18 protein-coding genes and 1 tRNA gene are annotated in these 16,490 nt (G+C 62.5%); 7 read left to right on the forward strand and 12 right to left on the reverse strand.

Features of this window, described 5'->3' with window-relative positions:
* The first annotated feature begins 37 nt into the window (after nt 1-37).
* Together FHR27_RS11620 and FHR27_RS11625 are read left to right on the forward strand one after the other, a co-directional pair.
* Entirely contained in the window at nt 38-1,036 is a 999-nt protein-coding gene (locus tag FHR27_RS11620) for an alpha/beta hydrolase (RefSeq protein WP_257027083.1), read from the forward strand.
* A 245-nt stretch (nt 1,037-1,281) separates the two neighbouring features.
* On the forward strand, nt 1,282-2,430 hold the full coding sequence (locus tag FHR27_RS11625) for an MFS transporter (protein ID WP_231570172.1): 1,149 nt from the start codon (nt 1,282-1,284) through the stop codon (nt 2,428-2,430).
* 44 nt (nt 2,431-2,474) lie between these two features.
* On the opposite strand, the gene FHR27_RS11630 is transcribed toward FHR27_RS11625, so the two are convergent.
* Together FHR27_RS11630 and FHR27_RS11635 are read right to left on the reverse strand one after the other, a co-directional pair.
* Entirely contained in the window at nt 2,475-3,218 is a 744-nt protein-coding gene (locus FHR27_RS11630; protein WP_179538641.1) for an SDR family NAD(P)-dependent oxidoreductase, read from the reverse strand.
* A gap of 15 nt (nt 3,219-3,233) precedes the next feature.
* A complete protein-coding gene (locus FHR27_RS11635; protein WP_042554402.1) occupies nt 3,234-3,641 on the reverse strand; it encodes a DoxX family protein in 408 nt (135 codons plus the stop codon).
* 97 nt (nt 3,642-3,738) lie between these two features.
* Between FHR27_RS11635 and FHR27_RS11640 the strand changes: the two genes are divergently transcribed.
* Nucleotides 3,739-4,119, forward strand: a complete 381-nt coding sequence (locus FHR27_RS11640) for a winged helix-turn-helix transcriptional regulator (RefSeq protein WP_042554403.1) — start codon at nt 3,739-3,741, stop codon at nt 4,117-4,119.
* A 165-nt stretch (nt 4,120-4,284) separates the two neighbouring features.
* Here the strand turns inward: FHR27_RS11640 and FHR27_RS11645 are convergent, their stop codons facing one another.
* From FHR27_RS11645 to FHR27_RS11660, 4 genes are all read right to left on the reverse strand, one after another.
* Nucleotides 4,285-4,563 (reverse strand): hypothetical protein, encoded by a 279-nt coding sequence (locus FHR27_RS11645; RefSeq protein ID WP_042554404.1) that lies wholly within the window; start codon nt 4,561-4,563, stop codon nt 4,285-4,287.
* A gap of 179 nt (nt 4,564-4,742) precedes the next feature.
* Nucleotides 4,743-5,180, reverse strand: coding sequence for a VOC family protein (locus FHR27_RS11650; protein WP_042554405.1), 438 nt, complete (start codon nt 5,178-5,180; stop codon nt 4,743-4,745).
* A gap of 98 nt (nt 5,181-5,278) precedes the next feature.
* Nucleotides 5,279-5,354: transfer RNA gene (locus FHR27_RS11655), tRNA-Thr, on the reverse strand.
* Nucleotides 5,355-5,422: 68 nt separating this feature from the next.
* On the reverse strand, nt 5,423-6,262 hold the full coding sequence (locus FHR27_RS11660) for a CvfB family protein (protein ID WP_042554406.1): 840 nt from the start codon (nt 6,260-6,262) through the stop codon (nt 5,423-5,425).
* A 166-nt stretch (nt 6,263-6,428) separates the two neighbouring features.
* Here FHR27_RS11660 and FHR27_RS11665 point away from each other — a divergent pair, with 166 nt between their 5' ends.
* Together FHR27_RS11665 and FHR27_RS11670 are read left to right on the forward strand one after the other, a co-directional pair.
* Complete coding sequence (locus tag FHR27_RS11665) at nt 6,429-6,620, forward strand: hypothetical protein (protein ID WP_175154230.1); 192 nt, start codon at nt 6,429-6,431, stop codon at nt 6,618-6,620.
* A gap of 273 nt (nt 6,621-6,893) precedes the next feature.
* On the forward strand, nt 6,894-9,110 hold the full coding sequence (locus FHR27_RS11670) for an LTA synthase family protein (protein ID WP_179538642.1): 2,217 nt from the start codon (nt 6,894-6,896) through the stop codon (nt 9,108-9,110).
* A 16-nt stretch (nt 9,111-9,126) separates the two neighbouring features.
* Here FHR27_RS11670 and FHR27_RS11675 read toward each other — a convergent pair whose 3' ends face one another.
* Both FHR27_RS11675 and FHR27_RS11680 read right to left on the reverse strand, forming a co-directional pair.
* Complete coding sequence (locus FHR27_RS11675; protein ID WP_231570176.1) at nt 9,127-9,852, reverse strand: substrate-binding periplasmic protein; 726 nt, start codon at nt 9,850-9,852, stop codon at nt 9,127-9,129.
* A 117-nt stretch (nt 9,853-9,969) separates the two neighbouring features.
* The gene (locus FHR27_RS11680) at nt 9,970-10,377 is read right to left on the reverse strand and encodes a hypothetical protein (RefSeq protein WP_042554407.1); all 408 of its coding nucleotides are present in this window, start codon (nt 10,375-10,377) and stop codon (nt 9,970-9,972) included.
* 183 nt (nt 10,378-10,560) lie between these two features.
* Here FHR27_RS11680 and FHR27_RS11685 point away from each other — a divergent pair, with 183 nt between their 5' ends.
* Both FHR27_RS11685 and FHR27_RS11690 read left to right on the forward strand, forming a co-directional pair.
* Nucleotides 10,561-12,336 carry a S8/S53 family peptidase gene (locus FHR27_RS11685; RefSeq protein ID WP_179538643.1) on the forward strand — a complete coding sequence of 592 codons (1,776 nt, stop codon included), beginning with the start codon at nt 10,561-10,563 and terminating at the stop codon, nt 12,334-12,336.
* 81 nt (nt 12,337-12,417) lie between these two features.
* On the forward strand, nt 12,418-12,708 hold the full coding sequence (locus FHR27_RS11690; protein WP_042554409.1) for a hypothetical protein: 291 nt from the start codon (nt 12,418-12,420) through the stop codon (nt 12,706-12,708).
* A gap of 53 nt (nt 12,709-12,761) precedes the next feature.
* Here the strand turns inward: FHR27_RS11690 and FHR27_RS11695 are convergent, their stop codons facing one another.
* The 4 genes from FHR27_RS11695 to FHR27_RS11710 form a co-directional block, all read right to left on the reverse strand.
* Entirely contained in the window at nt 12,762-14,114 is a 1,353-nt protein-coding gene (locus FHR27_RS11695) for a DEAD/DEAH box helicase (protein ID WP_179538644.1), read from the reverse strand.
* Nucleotides 14,115-14,210: 96 nt separating this feature from the next.
* Nucleotides 14,211-15,113 carry an EamA family transporter RarD gene (rarD, locus tag FHR27_RS11700; protein ID WP_042554411.1) on the reverse strand — a complete coding sequence of 301 codons (903 nt, stop codon included), beginning with the start codon at nt 15,111-15,113 and terminating at the stop codon, nt 14,211-14,213.
* A gap of 243 nt (nt 15,114-15,356) precedes the next feature.
* Nucleotides 15,357-15,956, reverse strand: a complete 600-nt coding sequence (locus tag FHR27_RS11705) for an FMN-dependent NADH-azoreductase (RefSeq protein WP_179538645.1) — start codon at nt 15,954-15,956, stop codon at nt 15,357-15,359.
* Nucleotides 15,957-16,102: 146 nt separating this feature from the next.
* Nucleotides 16,103-16,417: a hypothetical protein gene (locus FHR27_RS11710; protein WP_042554413.1), complete on the reverse strand. Its 315-nt coding sequence runs from the start codon at nt 16,415-16,417 to the stop codon at nt 16,103-16,105.
* Nucleotides 16,418-16,490: the final 73 nt, after the last annotated feature.

A 16,490-nucleotide genomic window follows, 5' to 3' on the forward strand; every position in this document is an offset into this window, starting at 1 on the left:
TGCCGGCATCGCGGCGTTCGCCAGCGTGCCGGCCGCAATGGCTCAGGAAACACAACGCGCGACAGCGGAAAAGACCATGACCCAGGGGTGGGACAAGACATTCCCCAGAAGCGCCAAGGTCGAACACCAGAAAGTGACCTTCAAGAACCGCTACGGCATCACCCTGGCAGCCGATCTCTACCTGCCCAGGGAGCGCGGCAGCCAGCCACTTCCGGCACTGGCTGTCAGTGGCCCGTTCGGCGCGGTGAAAGAGCAGTCGTCCGGCCTGTACGCCCAGACCATGGCCGAACGCGGCTACATCACGCTCGCGTTCGATCCGTCCTACACCGGTGAAAGCAGTGGCGAACCTCGCGATCTGGCCTCACCGGACATCAATACCGAAGATTTCAGCGCCGCTGTCGACTTCCTCGGACTGCAGAAATCGGTCGATCGCCAGCGCATCGGCATCATCGGCATCTGCGGCTTCGGTGGCATGGGGCTGAGCGCCGCAGCGGTCGATACGCGCATCAAGGCCGTGGTCACCACCGCCATGTACGACATGTCGCGCGTCATGGCAAAGGGCATGAACGACAGCCTTACCAAGGAACAACGCGCACAGACGCTGGAGCAGTTGAGCCAGCAGCGCTGGGTCGATGCCCAGAACGGAGCGCCAATGCCGGGGCCACGCATCCTGCCGGAGAAACTCAGTGGTAACGACGGCGCGGTCATCGAGGAGTTCTTCGACTATTACCGCACGCCACGCGGCTTCCACAAGAACTCGCCGAACTCCAATGGCGCCTGGACCACCACCACACCGCTGCCGTTCATGAATCTGCCGCTGCTGACCAACATCTCGGACATTTCACCACGGCCGATTCTGATCATCGCCGGTGAGCATGCGCATTCGCGCTACTTCAGCGAGGACGCCTTCAAGGCGGCTGCACAACCCAAGGATCTGTTGATCGTCAGGGACGCCAACCATGTAGATCTTTATGACCGCATGGACAAAATCCCCTTCGAGACGATCACCCATTTCTTCGACAAGAACCTCAAGTAACCACTGCCAAGCCTGACCGAGCGCAACATGCCTGCGCCCGGCCAGGCTTCACGTTTCAGTTGCAAACGCCCTCGCAGTGCGCCCGCCCCAGCCTTCGATCCACCCCGAATACGCCATTCGCCGGCCCGTTGCGGCTGAACACTGCCCTACCGAATAGCGTTCACGAAACACAGGACTCACTTATGTCCCCTACACCCATTTCGTTACCGCCCCAGGCTCCACACGGCTGGGGCGCAGTGCTTGCCATGTCGCTCGCCGCATTCGCCCTGGTCGCCTCCGAGTTCATGCCGGTCAGCCTGCTCACGCCGATTGCAGCGGATCTGCAGATCACCGAGGGCCAGGCTGGCCAGGGTATCGCCGTGTCGGGGCTGTTCGCCCTGCTCACCAGCCTGGTCATCGCGGCCATAGCAGCACGTGTCGATCGCAAAAGGCTGCTGCTCTCACTGACGCTGCTGATGATCGTCTCGGGAACGGTGGTGGCGTTCGCACCGAACTACCTGATCTTCATGCTGGGCCGCGCCCTGATCGGCGTGGCCATCGGTGGCTTCTGGTCGTTGTCGGCGGCGACGGCGATGCGCCTGGTGTCCAAGGATCAGGTGCCCCGGGCACTGGCCATCGTCAACGGCGGCAACGCTCTGGCGACAGTCGTTGCAGCACCCCTGGGCAGTTTTCTCGGCTCGCTGATCGGTTGGCGCGGCGCATTTTTCTGCATCGTGCCGGTCGCCACACTTGCCGCTGTCTGGCTGCTGCTTAGCCTGCCTTCGATCAAAACGGAGCGCAGCGGCAAAAGCAGCAATGTCTTTCGGCTGATGAAGAACCTGCCCGTGGCGCTGGGCATGGTCGCAGTGAGTGTCTTTTTCATGGGCCAGTTCGTGCTGTTCACCTACCTGCGCCCGTTTCTGGAAACCGTCACTCAGGTCGGTATCAGCATACTGTCGCTCATGCTACTGGTACTGGGCGTGGCCGGTTTGGTGGGCACCTTCGTGATCGAGGTATTTCTGAAAAGAGGCCTGTATCGCACGCTCATCGCCATCCCGCTGCTGATGGCGGCAATTGCACTGGCGCTGATTCATTTCGGTGGCTCGGCCGCCACCACGACCCTATTGCTTGGCCTCTGGGGGCTGGTGGCGACGGCTGCGCCAGTCGGCTGGTGGACCTGGCTGGCGAAAAACCTGCCAGACGATGCCGAAGCGGGCGGAGGGCTGATGGTGGCGATCATCCAGCTGGCGATAGCCCTGGGCGCCACCGTTGGAGGGCTGGTGTTCGACCTGAGTGGCTATCGGGCAACCTTCGAATCGAGTGCAGCACTGCTGGTGGTCGCCGCTGTTCTCGCCTGCCTGGCGGGGCGTGCCGCGCTACAGGCACCATCGATGGCATCGCGTACTGCGGCGTGACGCAATCGAGGCAAGGCACACGCCTGCGTGCCTTGCCTCGACCCTCAACGGGCGCTGTCGATGATCTGGCCACCATCGGGTGTCAGGCTGTAACCAGTCAGGAACTGCGCATCCTTGCTGGCGAGAAACAGCACCACCGGTGCGATGTCCTGTTCCGGCGAGCCATGACGGGCCAGCGCATTGCTAGGCGTGGGCACATCGACCGCAGCTCCCCAGGTGTCTGCAATCGGCAGCACGTTGTTGACGGTGATCCTGTCTGCCCCCCATTCCCGCGCCGCCGAACGCGTCAGGGCCCGCACCGCCTCCTTGGCCATGTTGTAGGGCGCATAGCCCGGCAGGCCGACCACACCGGCCAACGAGCCGAAGTTGATGATCCGCCCCTCCCCGCTGGCTTTGAGGTACGGATAGCAGGCCTGCATGGTGCACAGGTAGGCGACCGGCCCCATGGCGAAGTTGCGTTGCAATTGCTCGACCGAGAGTTCGAGCACCGATGACGTCACTGCCGCGGGGTCGAAAGCGTTGTTGACCAGAATATCGATACGGCCATAGACCGCTACCACCTTGTCCACCGCTGCGCTGACCTGCCCGGCATCGGCGATGTCGCAGACCACACCGAGGGCCACGCCGCCAGCCGCACGAATATCGGCGACCACGCGCTCGACGTTTTCAGGTGTGCGCGACAGCACCGCGACACTGGCACCTTCTGCAGCGAACAGCTTGGCGGTGGCGCGGCCGATGCCGCGACCAGCGCCAGTGACGATGGCAACTTTTCCGTTGAGCCGGGACATAGCTCGATCTCCAATTCAGTTGGGGGAAGTTTGCTGAGCGACAACCATCGGCCCGTAGGGGGATGCAAGCTCGCGGGCAGCGTTCTGAGTGACGAAGGAAGCACCCAGCAGTAGCAGACCGATCAGTGCCGGCAGCGCGCCACCGGGCTTGCGCACACCGATGTGCGCAAGCCCGGACAGCAACAGATGAAAGAACATGCCGGCATAGGCAAGATCACTGAGCACCACACTGAAACGCGACAACATCGTGGCCACCGCCAGCAGCTTCACGGCAGTGAGCAGCGGCACCAGGTAGGCCGGGTAACCGAGATCAGCGAGGGCCTGACGAACCCAGTCACGCTTGACGATGTACAGCGTGGCGGAAGCCAGGTAGAGCAGAGACAGCAGCGCGGTGCTGAACCAATAGAGGTAACTTTCGATCATGCTATTTCATTCCTGGATAGGGTTTTCGCATCGAACCGGGGCTACGATGTCGTCTAAGATGAAAAGCCACAAGTAGGATGAAAAAGTGATAGTTAGTATGGAAAACCAGACTAAAGACGCCGAACAGGTCAACATGCACGAGGAAATGCGCCGCGCATTCGCGCTGCTCTCGGGCAAGTGGAAACTGGAAGTCATGTGGCTGCTGAACCAGCGTGTCTATCGCTTTGGCGAGCTGCGCAAAGCCATCCCCGGTATCACCCAGCACATGCTGACAGCGCAGTTGCGCGAGCTGGAAAGCGACGGGCTGGTGACACGCACCGTGTTCGCGGAAGTGCCACCCCGAGTCGAATACGAAATGACCACCAAGGCACGCGCCCTCGGCCCGACCATGGAGGCACTGATGCAATGGTGGAGCGAATACGGCAACAGCGTGCCGGTAAAGCCCAACCCTAGAGGCCGCAAGCCGAGGGATGCTTGAAACGCGTATGGCAGTGCGGTCGGCGGGCTGAAGCCCATCCTACGGGGGCTGCAAGCCAGCAGGTGGACTAACGGATTGAGAGCTGAAGCTCCCTATCCATCGACAATGCCAATCAGCCCCTGCTCGGGCCGTGACGATCACTGAATCGGAAGCGAATCCGTGCCTTCAGGCTTCATCGCGGTCCTGGGTCGCGGCTTCCTTGTCTTCGGACTTTTCATCCTCGGCTTTCTCGCCATTGAGCCACGACTGGGTGGACTCCTGAGCACTGTCTATCTGCTCGCTGAGTTGCTTCGCGGAATCGCTGAAGGTGTCCTTGGCAATTTGCGCGGCACTTTCCTTGGCGTCTTCAACGGCTTTGTTCGCCGCGTTTTCCGCGGCATCGCAGCCACTGAGCACGATGACGCTGATGGCACCGATAGCCAGATACTTCATTGCGAACTTCATATACGCCTCACTCATCGATAGTCGAAACGAAGCTGCTCGTGCAGCCCTCGAAAACGCGGCGATTATGGCGATGGCGAATGTAAAAAATTCGTTAAAACAGCCGGTCCGAGGCGCCCGCCTTTGTATCGACATATGTGGGGCCATCAGGCGTTCGAGACGTCGACCTGGCCTGAACCACGCTAGCTTATGGCGGGATGCAAAGGCCGCTCCCCCAACCGCTCTACCAGCCTGATCAGGTAGCCGTCGGGGTCCTGGATGAGCAACTCGCGCTGGCCGACCTCCAGGGCGTCAACCCTGTACCAGGTATCGGTGCAGCCTCGAAACAGGCTGCAGCCCGCCAGGCCAAGGCGATGGATGACGGGGCCGACTGCGGGAACGTCCACCTGCAGATTGATGCCCCTTCCGAATGGCCTGGCCAATGGCGCTGTGAGCCATTGGCCTGCCGAGACGTCAACCTGCTCGAGCATGACCTGAGCGCCATCCAGATCCAGATAGGCGAATCCGTCTTCGGCCCGCTGGTACGCCACCCTGAACCCCAGGCAGGAGACCCAGAACGCCAGGCTGCTTTGCAGGTCGGTGACCATCAGTTCGGGGACCAGCTTGTTGCGATGAAACATGAGCGGCCTCCATGCCATCAAGGGCGATCGTCACACTCGCGGGGCATTCCAGAAACAGAAAAACCCGCTTCATGCGGGTTTCAATGGAGATCAATGTCTGGTGCCGGAGATAGGAATCGAACCTACGACCTTCGCGTTACGAGTGCGCTGCTCTACCGACTGAGCTACACCGGCGGGAGACGCATTATTCAGCAGGCCAAGCACGCCACTCAAGCGCTTTTTCGCCGGCACGGCACCTGCTATCAGCCGACCAGTTCGATACGGTCTTCGTGGATATGGATCAGCCCCTGCTTGTACAGGCCACCAATGGCTTTCTTGAAGTTGCCCTTGCTGACCCGGAACATGGCGCTGATACGTTCCGGCGAGCTCTTGTCGCTGAGCTCCAGAACGCCGCCGCTTTCGCGCAGGCGATCGAGAATCTGCTCACTGAGGCCACCGGCTGCCTGCTGACCGATCGGTTGCAGGCTGAGGCTGATCTTGCCGTCGCCGCGCATCTCCTTGATGAAGCCGGGTTGGCGAATGCCGGGGCGCATGAAGCCGATCACTTCGTTCTTGTGGATCAGCCCCCAGTGCTTGCCGTTGATGATCGCCTTGAAGCCCATGTCGGTGGGCTCGACCACCAGCAGATCGACTTCCTCGCCAGCCTTGTAGGTGGCCGGCAGCTTGTCCAGATAGCGGTCCAGGCGTGCGGTCGCAGTGATGCGACGGCTGCGTTTGTCGACGAACACGTGGACCACGCAGTAATCACCAATCTGCAGCGGGCGCTTTTCTTCGGAGTGTGGCAGCAGCAGATCCTTGGGCAACCCCCAGTCGAGGAACAGGCCAACGCGATTGATGTCGACCACCTTCAGGCTGGCGAACTCGCCGACCTGCACCTTGGGTTTCTCGGTGGTGGCGATCAGCTTGTCTTCGCTGTCCAGATAGACGAACACGTTGAGCCAGTCTTCCACCTCGCTCGGCGTCTCCTTGGGGATGTAGCGTTTGGGCAGCAGGATTTCGCCATCCGCCCCGCCATCCAGATACAGACCGAAGTCGGTGTGCTTGACGACCTGCAAGGAATTCATACGTCCGATAACAGCCATGGTGCCTACCCTCATTTTCAGGCCGGCAGTTTACCCGACTCGCCCGCCGGATTCTCGGCTGTGCGGGCCAGGTGCGACGCATTTTCTGCCCACTGGTCATTGAATGAACAGCGAAGCGCCTCACGGTGGTACAATAGGCGGCCATCTTGATTCTCGAGTAGGTTAAATGGCCGTCATGCGCGTCAAAGCATCCCAGAGCAAAGCTAAACCCGCCCCAGCGGTGGAAACCAGCGAATCGATCAACGCCCAGATAGCGGCGTTTCTTCAGTCCGGTGGCAAGATCCAGGAAATCGCCAAAGGCGTGAGTGGCCAGACCAACGGTCCAGCCAGCCGCCACATTACTATCGCCAAGAAGTAATACCGGTCTGTATCGGCCTGTAGCGTCTGCGTGCCAGGCGCCAGGTCGGCAACCCTCCCCTCGCCCGTCCGGGCAATGATTTGAACGACTTATTTCTCGTCTTCGCCGCTTGTCGCTGGCGATGAGCACACGCATGTTTCAGAATGATGACACCCGCTTTCAGCGCGGTCGGTTGCTACCGACTCGGCGTCGTGTCCGCCTGCCATGCAGTGAACCGATGGGCCAGAGCGCGAGCGGGCATGTCGATCACTGGCAACTCCCCGAGGAATATAAGTGCGTTTTTTCAGCCCATGGCTGCAGCGGCCTGTCAGTGCTCTGACGGCGCTGGTTGTCCTGTTCATTGCTCTTCCGCTTGTCAGCCGCTACACCCTGGGCTGGTCACACCCCTTCGGTTACCTCTCGGACCTGGCCATCGGCAGCCTGCTGCTGTGGCTGGTCATGCGCCGCGGCCTGCTGCTGGGCATCCCGCTGATTATCGGCTGGGTGACGCTCAACCTCGGCACCGTGGAATTGGTCAGTGCCGTCGGCCGCATGCCGGAGCCGGCAGACCTGCACTACCTGACCGATGCACAGTTCCTCAGCCACTCGACCCAAGGCGGCGGCCTCACTCATCCCTGGCTGGCTGCCGGGCTGATCGCGGCTGCCCTGGCGTTCTTCGTGCTCCTGGCCATCGGCCGCAAACAGCGCGCCAGCAAACCCTCGCCCGCCTGGCTGCTCTTGCCGCTCGGCCTGCTCGCCGCTCATGGTATCTATCAGTACCGCAGCCCCAGCGAAGCGGACCAGTGGCTGCAATTCAACCTGCCACACAAGTGGCTGGCGGAAGGCATCAGCGCCGCGCAGATCGGTGTCGAAAACTGGATCGCCAGGGGGCAGCCAAGCAGCCCGCCAGATGTGACCGGGCTGACCCGACTGGACATGGACGGCACCTCGCTGCTGAGCGAGCCAGGCCGCGCGCGCAATGTTCTGATCATCACCCTGGAGGGCATTCCCGGCGCCTACATCGCCGCCAGTCGCCAGGCCATCGGCAGCAGCTACCAGGCCGATCCGATGCCGCGCCTGAGCCAATGGGCCGAGCGCGGCATGCTGACCCATGATTACGTGCTGCACGGCCACCAGACCATTCGCGGGCTCTACGCGATGCTCTGTGGTGACTACGACAAGCTCGCGTCGGGCACGCCGAAAGGCATCGAGCTGCTGGCCAATGCCGAGCGCAGCGCTCAGTGTCTGCCCGCGCAACTGCGCGAACAGGGTTTCAGCACGCACTTCCTGCAGGGAGCCGGGCTGCGCTTCATGGCCAAGGACCAGATCATGCCACGCATGGGGTTCGACAAGACCCTCGGCCGCGACTGGTTCCGCAACACACCGTATCTCGACTTCGCCTGGGGCATGGACGACAAAGCCTACTTCGAAGGCGCACTGACCTACGTCGACGGCCTGCGCAAGCAGAAAGCGCCGTGGATGCTGACTCTGCTCACCGTCGGCACCCACCAGCCCTACTCCGCCCCAGCCGACTACCTCGACCGTCACCCCAGCGCCAAGCAGGCCGCCATCGCCTACCTGGACGACGCCGTTGGCGAGTTTCTCGAGGCGCTCGACACGCGTGGCGTACTCGACGACACCCTGGTGATCGTCACCTCCGACGAGTCCCATGGCATCGAGAACGTACGCCTGGCTTCAGCCTGGGGCTTCAACCTCATGCTCGCGCCGGAGCAGGCCCAGTTGCCATCGATCAAGGGCGGCGTTTACGGGCATGTCGACCTGACCGCCTCGGTTCTCGACTATTTCGCCCTGCCCTTGCCGGCGGATATCGCTGGCCGCTCGATGCTGCGTGACTACGCCCAGGGCCGCGAAATCATCTCCTATACCAATGGCCTGCTGCGTGAACACGACGGCCACGGCACGCTCACCGAGTGCAACTTCCAGCAGGTCTGCCGCCGTTATGCCAGCCCGGGTTTCATCGCCGATCACGCCGACTACCTGGGTCGCGTCAGTGGCAAACCGGCGCGCCTGGTGAGTCAGCGCGCCGAGCTGCTGGATCGCTCGCTCAGTGATGGTCAGGGCAACCAGTTGCTGCAGTTCGCCAGCAACGAACGCATTCGCCTGCGTACCACACCGGGCGACGACTGGGCCGACAACCTGATCGGCGCCCAGTACCTGGAGTTGCCGAAGGGCACGCAAACCACGGTGACCCTCAAGGTCAATGCGCTGAAGATGGCCAAGTCGGGCGCCACGCTGCGCCTGAAGACCAAGGAGTTCGATCGCGACGTGCTGATCAACATCCCGGAGATTCCGCTGCTCAGGGAGGGCCAGCCACTGGAGCTCAGCTTCTCCTTCGACAACCTCGATACGCGCAAGGCATTTTCCTTCCACCTGGTGGGTGAAGGTAAGGGCTCCATCGAGATCACCGATTTCAGCGTCGAGACGCGGCCGATGGAAGCCGAACTGCTGGCCGCCCAGGCAGAGGAAGAAAGCGAAGAGCTGGCCCAGTGAGCGACGCGCGTCGGGCTCAGTAAATCGCGTAGCGCCGTTCGATTTCTGCGTACTCGCCGCTCGCGCGAATGGCGGCCAGCCCGCGGTCGAAGCGATCACGCAACGCCTCGTCATGCAGCCCCAGGTGGTAGGCCGTGGCCGGAAACAGCAGGTGTTCGGTGACTGGCTGACCGACATCGACCTGGGCATACACCTCGCGATTGAAGTAATGCAGGATGCGCCGGTCACCGATCACCACATCCACACGCCCGCTGTAGAGCAGCCGATTGCGGGCGACCTGCTGGGCTTCTTCGTGATAACGCGGATTGCTCTCGGCCATCTGCCGAAAGTCGTCGCCGAGCAGGAAGCGCGCACGCTGGAAGGCGCGAACCGAGTAGTGGCGAAGATCAGCGATGCTTTCGATGCGATAGCCCCGGGAGGCCAGCGACATGGCGACGTTCTGATAGTGGATGTAAGGCTGCGAATAGAAACGCGCCACTCCCCCCTTCGGATTGGTCGTGGTCATGGCGTCGATCTCGCCCATGCTGAACGACCGATGCAGGCGCTCCATGGGCGAGTAGTAAGGCTTTACCGTAAAGCCGGCGGCACGTGCTGCGGCGATTACCACATCGTACTCGAGCCCTCTGTTCTCTCGTTCGAAGACATAGGGCGGCTTGTGGGTGCCGAAGCCGATTTTCAGCTCCTCGGCCACACAGTCAAGCGCCAGGAGCGACAGCCCGACCACCCACCACTTCATGCGCATAGCTGCCACTCATCGGCTCCGTAGTCAGTTGGTATAGCGGGGTCGAATCAGGCTGTCCAGCACGGGAAATTGCCGCCCGTGCCACAGCTTACCAACGACTGCGTCAGTTACCGATTGTCAAACCAGCGTCGCCCTCGGCCCCAGCCCATCGAACACCTCTGGAGTGAGCGCCGCGAGACCGTGCCGATCGAGCACCTCGCGGGGATGTTGTTCTCCCGGGAAGGTACTGTCGATCATGCTCAGCAACTGGGAGCCACGCGGCGTGAGAATGAAGTTCTCGCCATTGCCACCCTCGCTTTGCGGTCGCGGGGCGATGAAGCCGCCAGCGAGCAGCGTGGCTTCGTAGCGGTCGGCCTGAGCCTTGAGCCCGTCGACATCCTTCACTTCCTGCCCGGCCTGCTGCAGCGCCTCGGCCAGCTCCTCGGCACAGCGGCGCGGCACGAACGCCTGGCCAGCGCTGTTCTGCACATCGTGCAGGATGCGCTCGATGAGATCCCAGTTATGGGTTTGGGTCTGAGTCGTCATATCATCATCTCCCAGCATTCGGGCACCCGATGGGACTATCGGATGCGGCGCTCGCAGGCACCTGTAAAACTGTGACGTCGCTGCACTGAGCAAGGTTCGCCCTATCTGCTCGAACGCAGCCTGAACCAAGGCAAACGGCGCCAGTCTGAGGCGCATCTCCCCCTTCGCACAAAGGACTCACCCATGCTCCGCCGGCCACCGCTGCGCCCCGTTCTCAGCGCCCTGCTTCTGGCGACCATCGCGCCGTCGGTACTGGCGGCCGAGCCGCTGCGGCTCAAGCACCTGTACCGCTGTGAAGACGTACTGGATCGGCAGCGCCAGACCTTCTGCCTCGATGCCCGAGGCATGGCCAACGGCGAGCTGCAGGTGCTGCTCGATGGCAAGCCGCTGCCCGCCAGTGCCGTGGACCGTCGCGATGGCCTGCGCATCAGCCTGGACAGCGACGCTTACCGCAGCGGCCCGCTATGGCTGCAACAGGGTGACGCCGTCAGCAATCCGGTGTGGCTGTCCATGGCGGGCAGCCACGTGCTGGCAGCCAAGCCCGGTGAAGTGGCCAAGAACATGGATGGCCTGAACACCTATGTCGACCTGGTCAGTGTGGTCATCGAAGAAGACGCCAAGGGCCTCGACACGGCCAGGGCTCTGGCGAAGAAATACGGCGCTGAAGTGGTCGGCGCGATTCCCCCGCTCAATACCTTCCAGTTGCGCCTGCCGGCCAAGGACCTTGTCCAGCGCGACGCCATGGTGCTGCGCCTGGGTAGCGAGTTGAGCGTGGACGCCGTGGTCATCGAGGAGTCCTCGGCGGAGGAGCAGGAGGCGCCGGCCGGCGAGTCCGCGGATGCTCATCTCGATGAAGAGGAATGGGCGGCGAACCGCTTCATCGACGCGGTGAACTACTACCAGCGGCGCATCCCTTCGAAACGCTCGCCCATCGACACCAAACCGGTACGCATCGGGCTGATCGAGCGCAATGTCGACTTCGACGCTCCGGACTTCAAGGACTACCTCGGCGCCGCCGAACGCGAGGGCCATACCCCTCACACCCGCCTGTACAGCCGCGACGCCGACAAACCCAACGGGCACGGCTCGACCGTGGCGGGTATTCTCGCCGCGCGCTGGGACAACGGCGGCAATACCGGCTTCCTGCGTGGGCTGGATGGCGCCGGCCCGGGCTTCGAGGTGATCGTCGACCGCAATTCGGATGCCGGCATCACCGCCAACATCGCGGCCTCGGTCAACCTGGTCGAAGACGGCGTTCGCGTGCTGAACTGGAGCTGGGGCATCCACCGCGTGGGCGCCAAGAACATCCATGGCGACGAGATCGACTCGCTGGTGCGCTCGGGCATTGCCATGAGCGGTTACGAGGAACTGCTGGAGGAATTCTTCCTGTGGCTGCGTCGCGAGCACCCGGATGTCGTGGTGATCAACTCCGCTGGCAACGGTGCATCATTCTCCGGCGCCGACGATTACCGCCTGCCCTCCTCCTTCGTCACCGAACAATTGTTCGTGGTCGGCGGTCACCAGCGCAGCGAACGCAAGGATGTCGCGGTCGACGACCCGGCTTACGTCACCCGACGCAGCTCGTCGAACGTCGATACCCGTGTCGACATCACCGCTGCCGCTTGCGTGCGCGCCTCCACCGCAGAAGAAGGCAAACAGGGCAGCGTGCATTGCGGCACCTCCTATGCCACGCCGCTGGTCGCGGGCGTGGTTGCTTCACTTATGTCGATCAACCCCGAGCTGCATCCCGATCAGCTGCGCATGCTGCTGCGCCGCAGTGCCATGACCATCGGTGAGGAATTCGACTTCGAGCCAACCGATGCCGACGACCTGACGGCCCCCATTCTGCCCTCCGAGCGCGGCTTCGATCTGAAGGACAAGGACATCGGCCGTTCGGCCAGGCTGGACATGCAAAAAGCCCTGGATCTGACGGTGCGCAGCCTGGACAGCGTGAAATAGCGCACTGGCCGAAAGCCTGAACCTTCACGCTTGGCGGGCACTCAATCGCAGACATGACCCTGCGAAGCGTGAGGAATTGAGATGATCAAACATATCGCGCCACTCTGCGGCCTGGCCCTGGCGTTGTATGGCGCTGGCCACGCCCAGGCCTGCACGGCCGACGAGGCCGCTGCCAAGGCTCAGGAACTGGCCGCCAAGGTCGAAGAGATCACCCAGCGCGATCCCGAACGGGCCGCCCTGTTGCGTGAGGAACTCAAGGACGCGGCGCCACAAACCGAAGCCGACAAGCTGGGCACCGATTGCGACGCGTACGACCAGCGTCTGCGCGAACTGGAGGAGATCGGCGGCGAGGTCGAGGAACAGATGGAGTGAGGTTGGCGATGACAGGCGCGGCATGCAGCGCGCCTGTCAGCAGCCCTGGCGCGTCAGGCGTCGGCGGAAGGCGCCTTGCGCTTGAGCGGTGCCAGCCCGTCCTGACTGACCAGGGTCGGCGCATCGCTCTTCGGCTTGTTCACCGTGTTGCGTTTGGCAGGCGTCTTCGCCGCAGGCTTCTTGGCGAGCTTCTTGCCGGTCTTCGGATCGATCTTTTTCTTCTTCGGGCCAACGGCCTTGCCTGAGGCCTTGAGGTTCTTCGGCCCCTGGTAAACGCCCTTGTGCTCCTTGATGCTGCGACGCTCGAAGCGCTGCTTGAGGTAGCGCTCGATGCTCGACATCAGGTTCCAGTCGCCGTGAGTGATCAGCGAGATCGCCGTGCCTTCGCTGCCAGCACGGCCGGTACGGCCAACACGGTGTACGTAGTCGTCGCCGGAGCGTGGCATGTCGAAGTTGATCACCAGGTCCAGACCGTCGACGTCCAGGCCACGGGCAGCGACGTCGGTGGCGACCAGCACCTTCACGGCGCCCTGACGCAGGCGATCGATGGCCAGCTTGCGATCCTTCTGGTCCTTCTCGCCGTGCAGCACGAAGGTCTTGAATTCCTTGGCCACCAGCTTGCCGTACAGACGATCGGCCTGGGCGCGGGTGTTGGTGAAGATGATCGCCTTGTCGTAGGTCTCGTTACTCAGCAGCCACTCGACCAGCAGTTCCTTGTGGTAGTTGTGGTCGGCGGTAATGATCTGCTGACGGGTCCCCTCGGCCAGCTCGCTGACTCGGTTGAGCTGCAGGTGCTCGGGATCGCGCAGCACCTTGCCGATCACCTCACGCAGGCCGGCGCCACCGCTGGTCGCGGAGAACAGCAGGGTCTGATGCTCGCTGCCGCACAGCTCCGCCAGGCGCAGCACGTCTTCGGCGAAACCCATGTCGAGCATGCGGTCGGCTTCGTCCAGCACCAGCATTTCAACGTCTTCGAACAGCAGGTTGCCGGCGTTGGCATGCTCGATCAGACGCCCTGGGGTGCCGATCAGGATGTCGATCTTGCGCAGCATGGCGGCCTGCACCTTGAAGTCTTCGCCGCCCGTCACGAGACCGGCCTTGAGAAAGGTGTACTGGGCGAAGCGCTCGACTTCCTTGAGCGTCTGCTGGGCCAGCTCGCGGGTCGGCAGCAGAATCAGTGCGCGCACGCTCAGCCTCTGCCTGGAATTACCGTCACCGAGCAGGCGATGGAGCATCGGCAACACGAAAGCAGCGGTCTTGCCGCTACCGGTCTGGGCGGTCACGCGCAGATCCTTGCCCTGCAGCGCAGGCGGAATCGCCGCCGCCTGTACCGGAGTCGGCTCGACGAAATTAAGCTCGGCCACGGCTTTGAGCAGGCGTTCATGCAGGGCAAATTGGGCAAACACGGGGCAACCTCGATGCAAATGCTAAATCAGCCGCATAGGTTACCGCGTTCGCGCTCCGGGGCCGAATGCTTTCTCCGAACGGATGGTTGAAAACTGTCAGATGGCCGGCCGCATGCGCCATTGTTTGATCAGTAAACGCCCACTGTCCCAGCCCACCAGCACCACTGCCAGCCAGATCGGCAGGTAGGTGAGAAACTGGCCGGGGTCGAACCGCTCACCCAGAAACAGCAGAGAAACCATGAACAGCAGCACCGGCTCCACATAACTGAGGATGCCGAACAGCCCCAGCGGCAGCAGCCGCGACGAGGCCATCATGGCGGCCAGGGCGACGGTGCCCAGCAGCGCCATGCCCGGCACCAGCCACCACAACCGAGGAAACTCGCCGAATACGTTGTCCGGCGCCCACTGCAGGATCATCCAGATGGCCAGAGGCGCCAGCATCAGCATTTCCAGAATCAGCCCGGACAGGGCATCGAGCCGCATCCAGCGGCGCAGCATGAAATACGGCGGATAGCCCAGTGCGGTGACCAGCGTCACCCAGGAAAACGCCTGGGAACGCCACAACTCATGCAGCACCCCGGCGAAGGCGCAGGCCACGGCGATCTTCTGCAGGGGGCGCAGCCGTTCACCGTAGAACACCCGCCCCACCAGCACCATGGCCAGCGGCAAGAGGAAGTAACCCAGCGAAACATCCAGCATGTGGCCCGTGAGTGGTGCCCATACGAACAGAAACCACTGCACCCCGATCAGCACGGCCGAGAGCGGCAAGGCGGCCAACAGCAAAGGCTCGCTGCGCAGGCGCTGCAGGACGGCGAGCAGCACCGGCCATTGGCGCAGCACGGTGACCAGCAGCAATACCGCCGGAATCGACCAGAGCACGCGCTGGGCGAACACCTGAAAACCGTCCAGCGGGGTAAGCATCTGCACGTACCCGGGGATCATGGCGAACAGGATCGAGGCGCTGACAGAGAACACCACACCACGTCCGGAAAGCGTCATTGCGCACCTCGAAGAGAGAAAGATCACCCACGCCATTCAGCCTATCAGGCGGCCGCATTGGCGGCGCCGAAACGGCGCGGGCAGACACGTCAGCGACGCTGCGCGAACGGCGGCGCACCATAACGGTTCATTGCCAGACAGACAATCACCCGCGCGGCCAAATCACAGGCAAAAAAAGGAATCGACGAGGCGATTCCCTGAAAAGTCGCACCCAGGAGCGGCGGGTGCGCGTGGAGACGGCGATCAGATGACCTGACTGATACGTAGCTCGGCGGCTTCCAGCCCCCTGGCCATGAACTCGGCACCGAGGTTAAGGCCCTCGGCATGGATGAAGGTGACGTCGTGAATGCCCATGAAGGCCAGTACCTGACGCAGATAGGATTCCTGGTGGTCCTGGCAACCCCCCTCGTAGATACCCCCCCGGGCGGTGATCACGAAAGACCGCTTGCCATGCAACAGGCCCTGCGGCCCGTTTTCGCTGTAACGAAAGGTCACGCCGGCGCGTAACACGTGATCGAACCAGGCCTTGAGCGTGCTGGGAATGGCGAAGTTGTACATCGGTGCACCCAGCACCAGTACATCGGCGGCCACCAGTTCACCGACCAACCGGTTGGCACGTTGCAGCGCGGCACACTCGGCAGCGCCGTGGGATTCAGTGGGCTGCATCCAGGCGTCGAGCAGGCTGACGTCGAGATGGGGCAGCGGCTCGACGCCGAGATCACGACGGCAGACAGCGTCGCCGGGGCGCTTCTCGAGCCAGTGCGCCAGAAAGCGCTCGGTCAGTTGTCGTGAAACCGAGCCGTGCTGTCGCGCACTGCTATCAATCACCAGCAACTGAGCCATGGGGTCACTCCATCGATAGTCGGGTATCAAACGATGGAGGCGAGACTAGATAAACGAGGTTCGATAATAAAGCGTAAATATCCACCACTAAATATCGATGAAGTTGATTTGTTCCACCGCAGCCCCTAGGCTGCTCGAAGCTCGGGTCACTGTGGCTCGCAGGTCAGTTGCACGCGCAGACGGATGATGCTGCGGGCGAATTTCACCGTCAGGTTGCCGCTCTGCCCTGCTGCCAGGTTCACGCTACGTGCTCTTGGCGCTTCCGGGCCATTGCGAAATACCGCTTTGCAGGACGCCGCCGCTTCACCGTAGTTCTGCACCCGCACCGCTGCCATGTTGTGGTCGATTTCCTGGGGGCTGGCCGATACCTCGGCGCCATTGAGCTGCTTCTCGAGTTCGATGGGATAGGCCTGAGCTGCCAGCGGCAGCAAGGCGATCAGCGCACAACAGAGTTTTCTCATGGCCAGCCTCCAATGGTGGGCCGTCAGTTTAGGGCCAGTACCCTGCCCGTGCACAGGGACCGGCGAAGGAGAT

This window comes from Pseudomonas flavescens, from assembly GCF_013408425.1.
GTDB lineage: Bacteria > Pseudomonadota > Gammaproteobacteria > Pseudomonadales > Pseudomonadaceae > Aquipseudomonas > Aquipseudomonas fulva_A.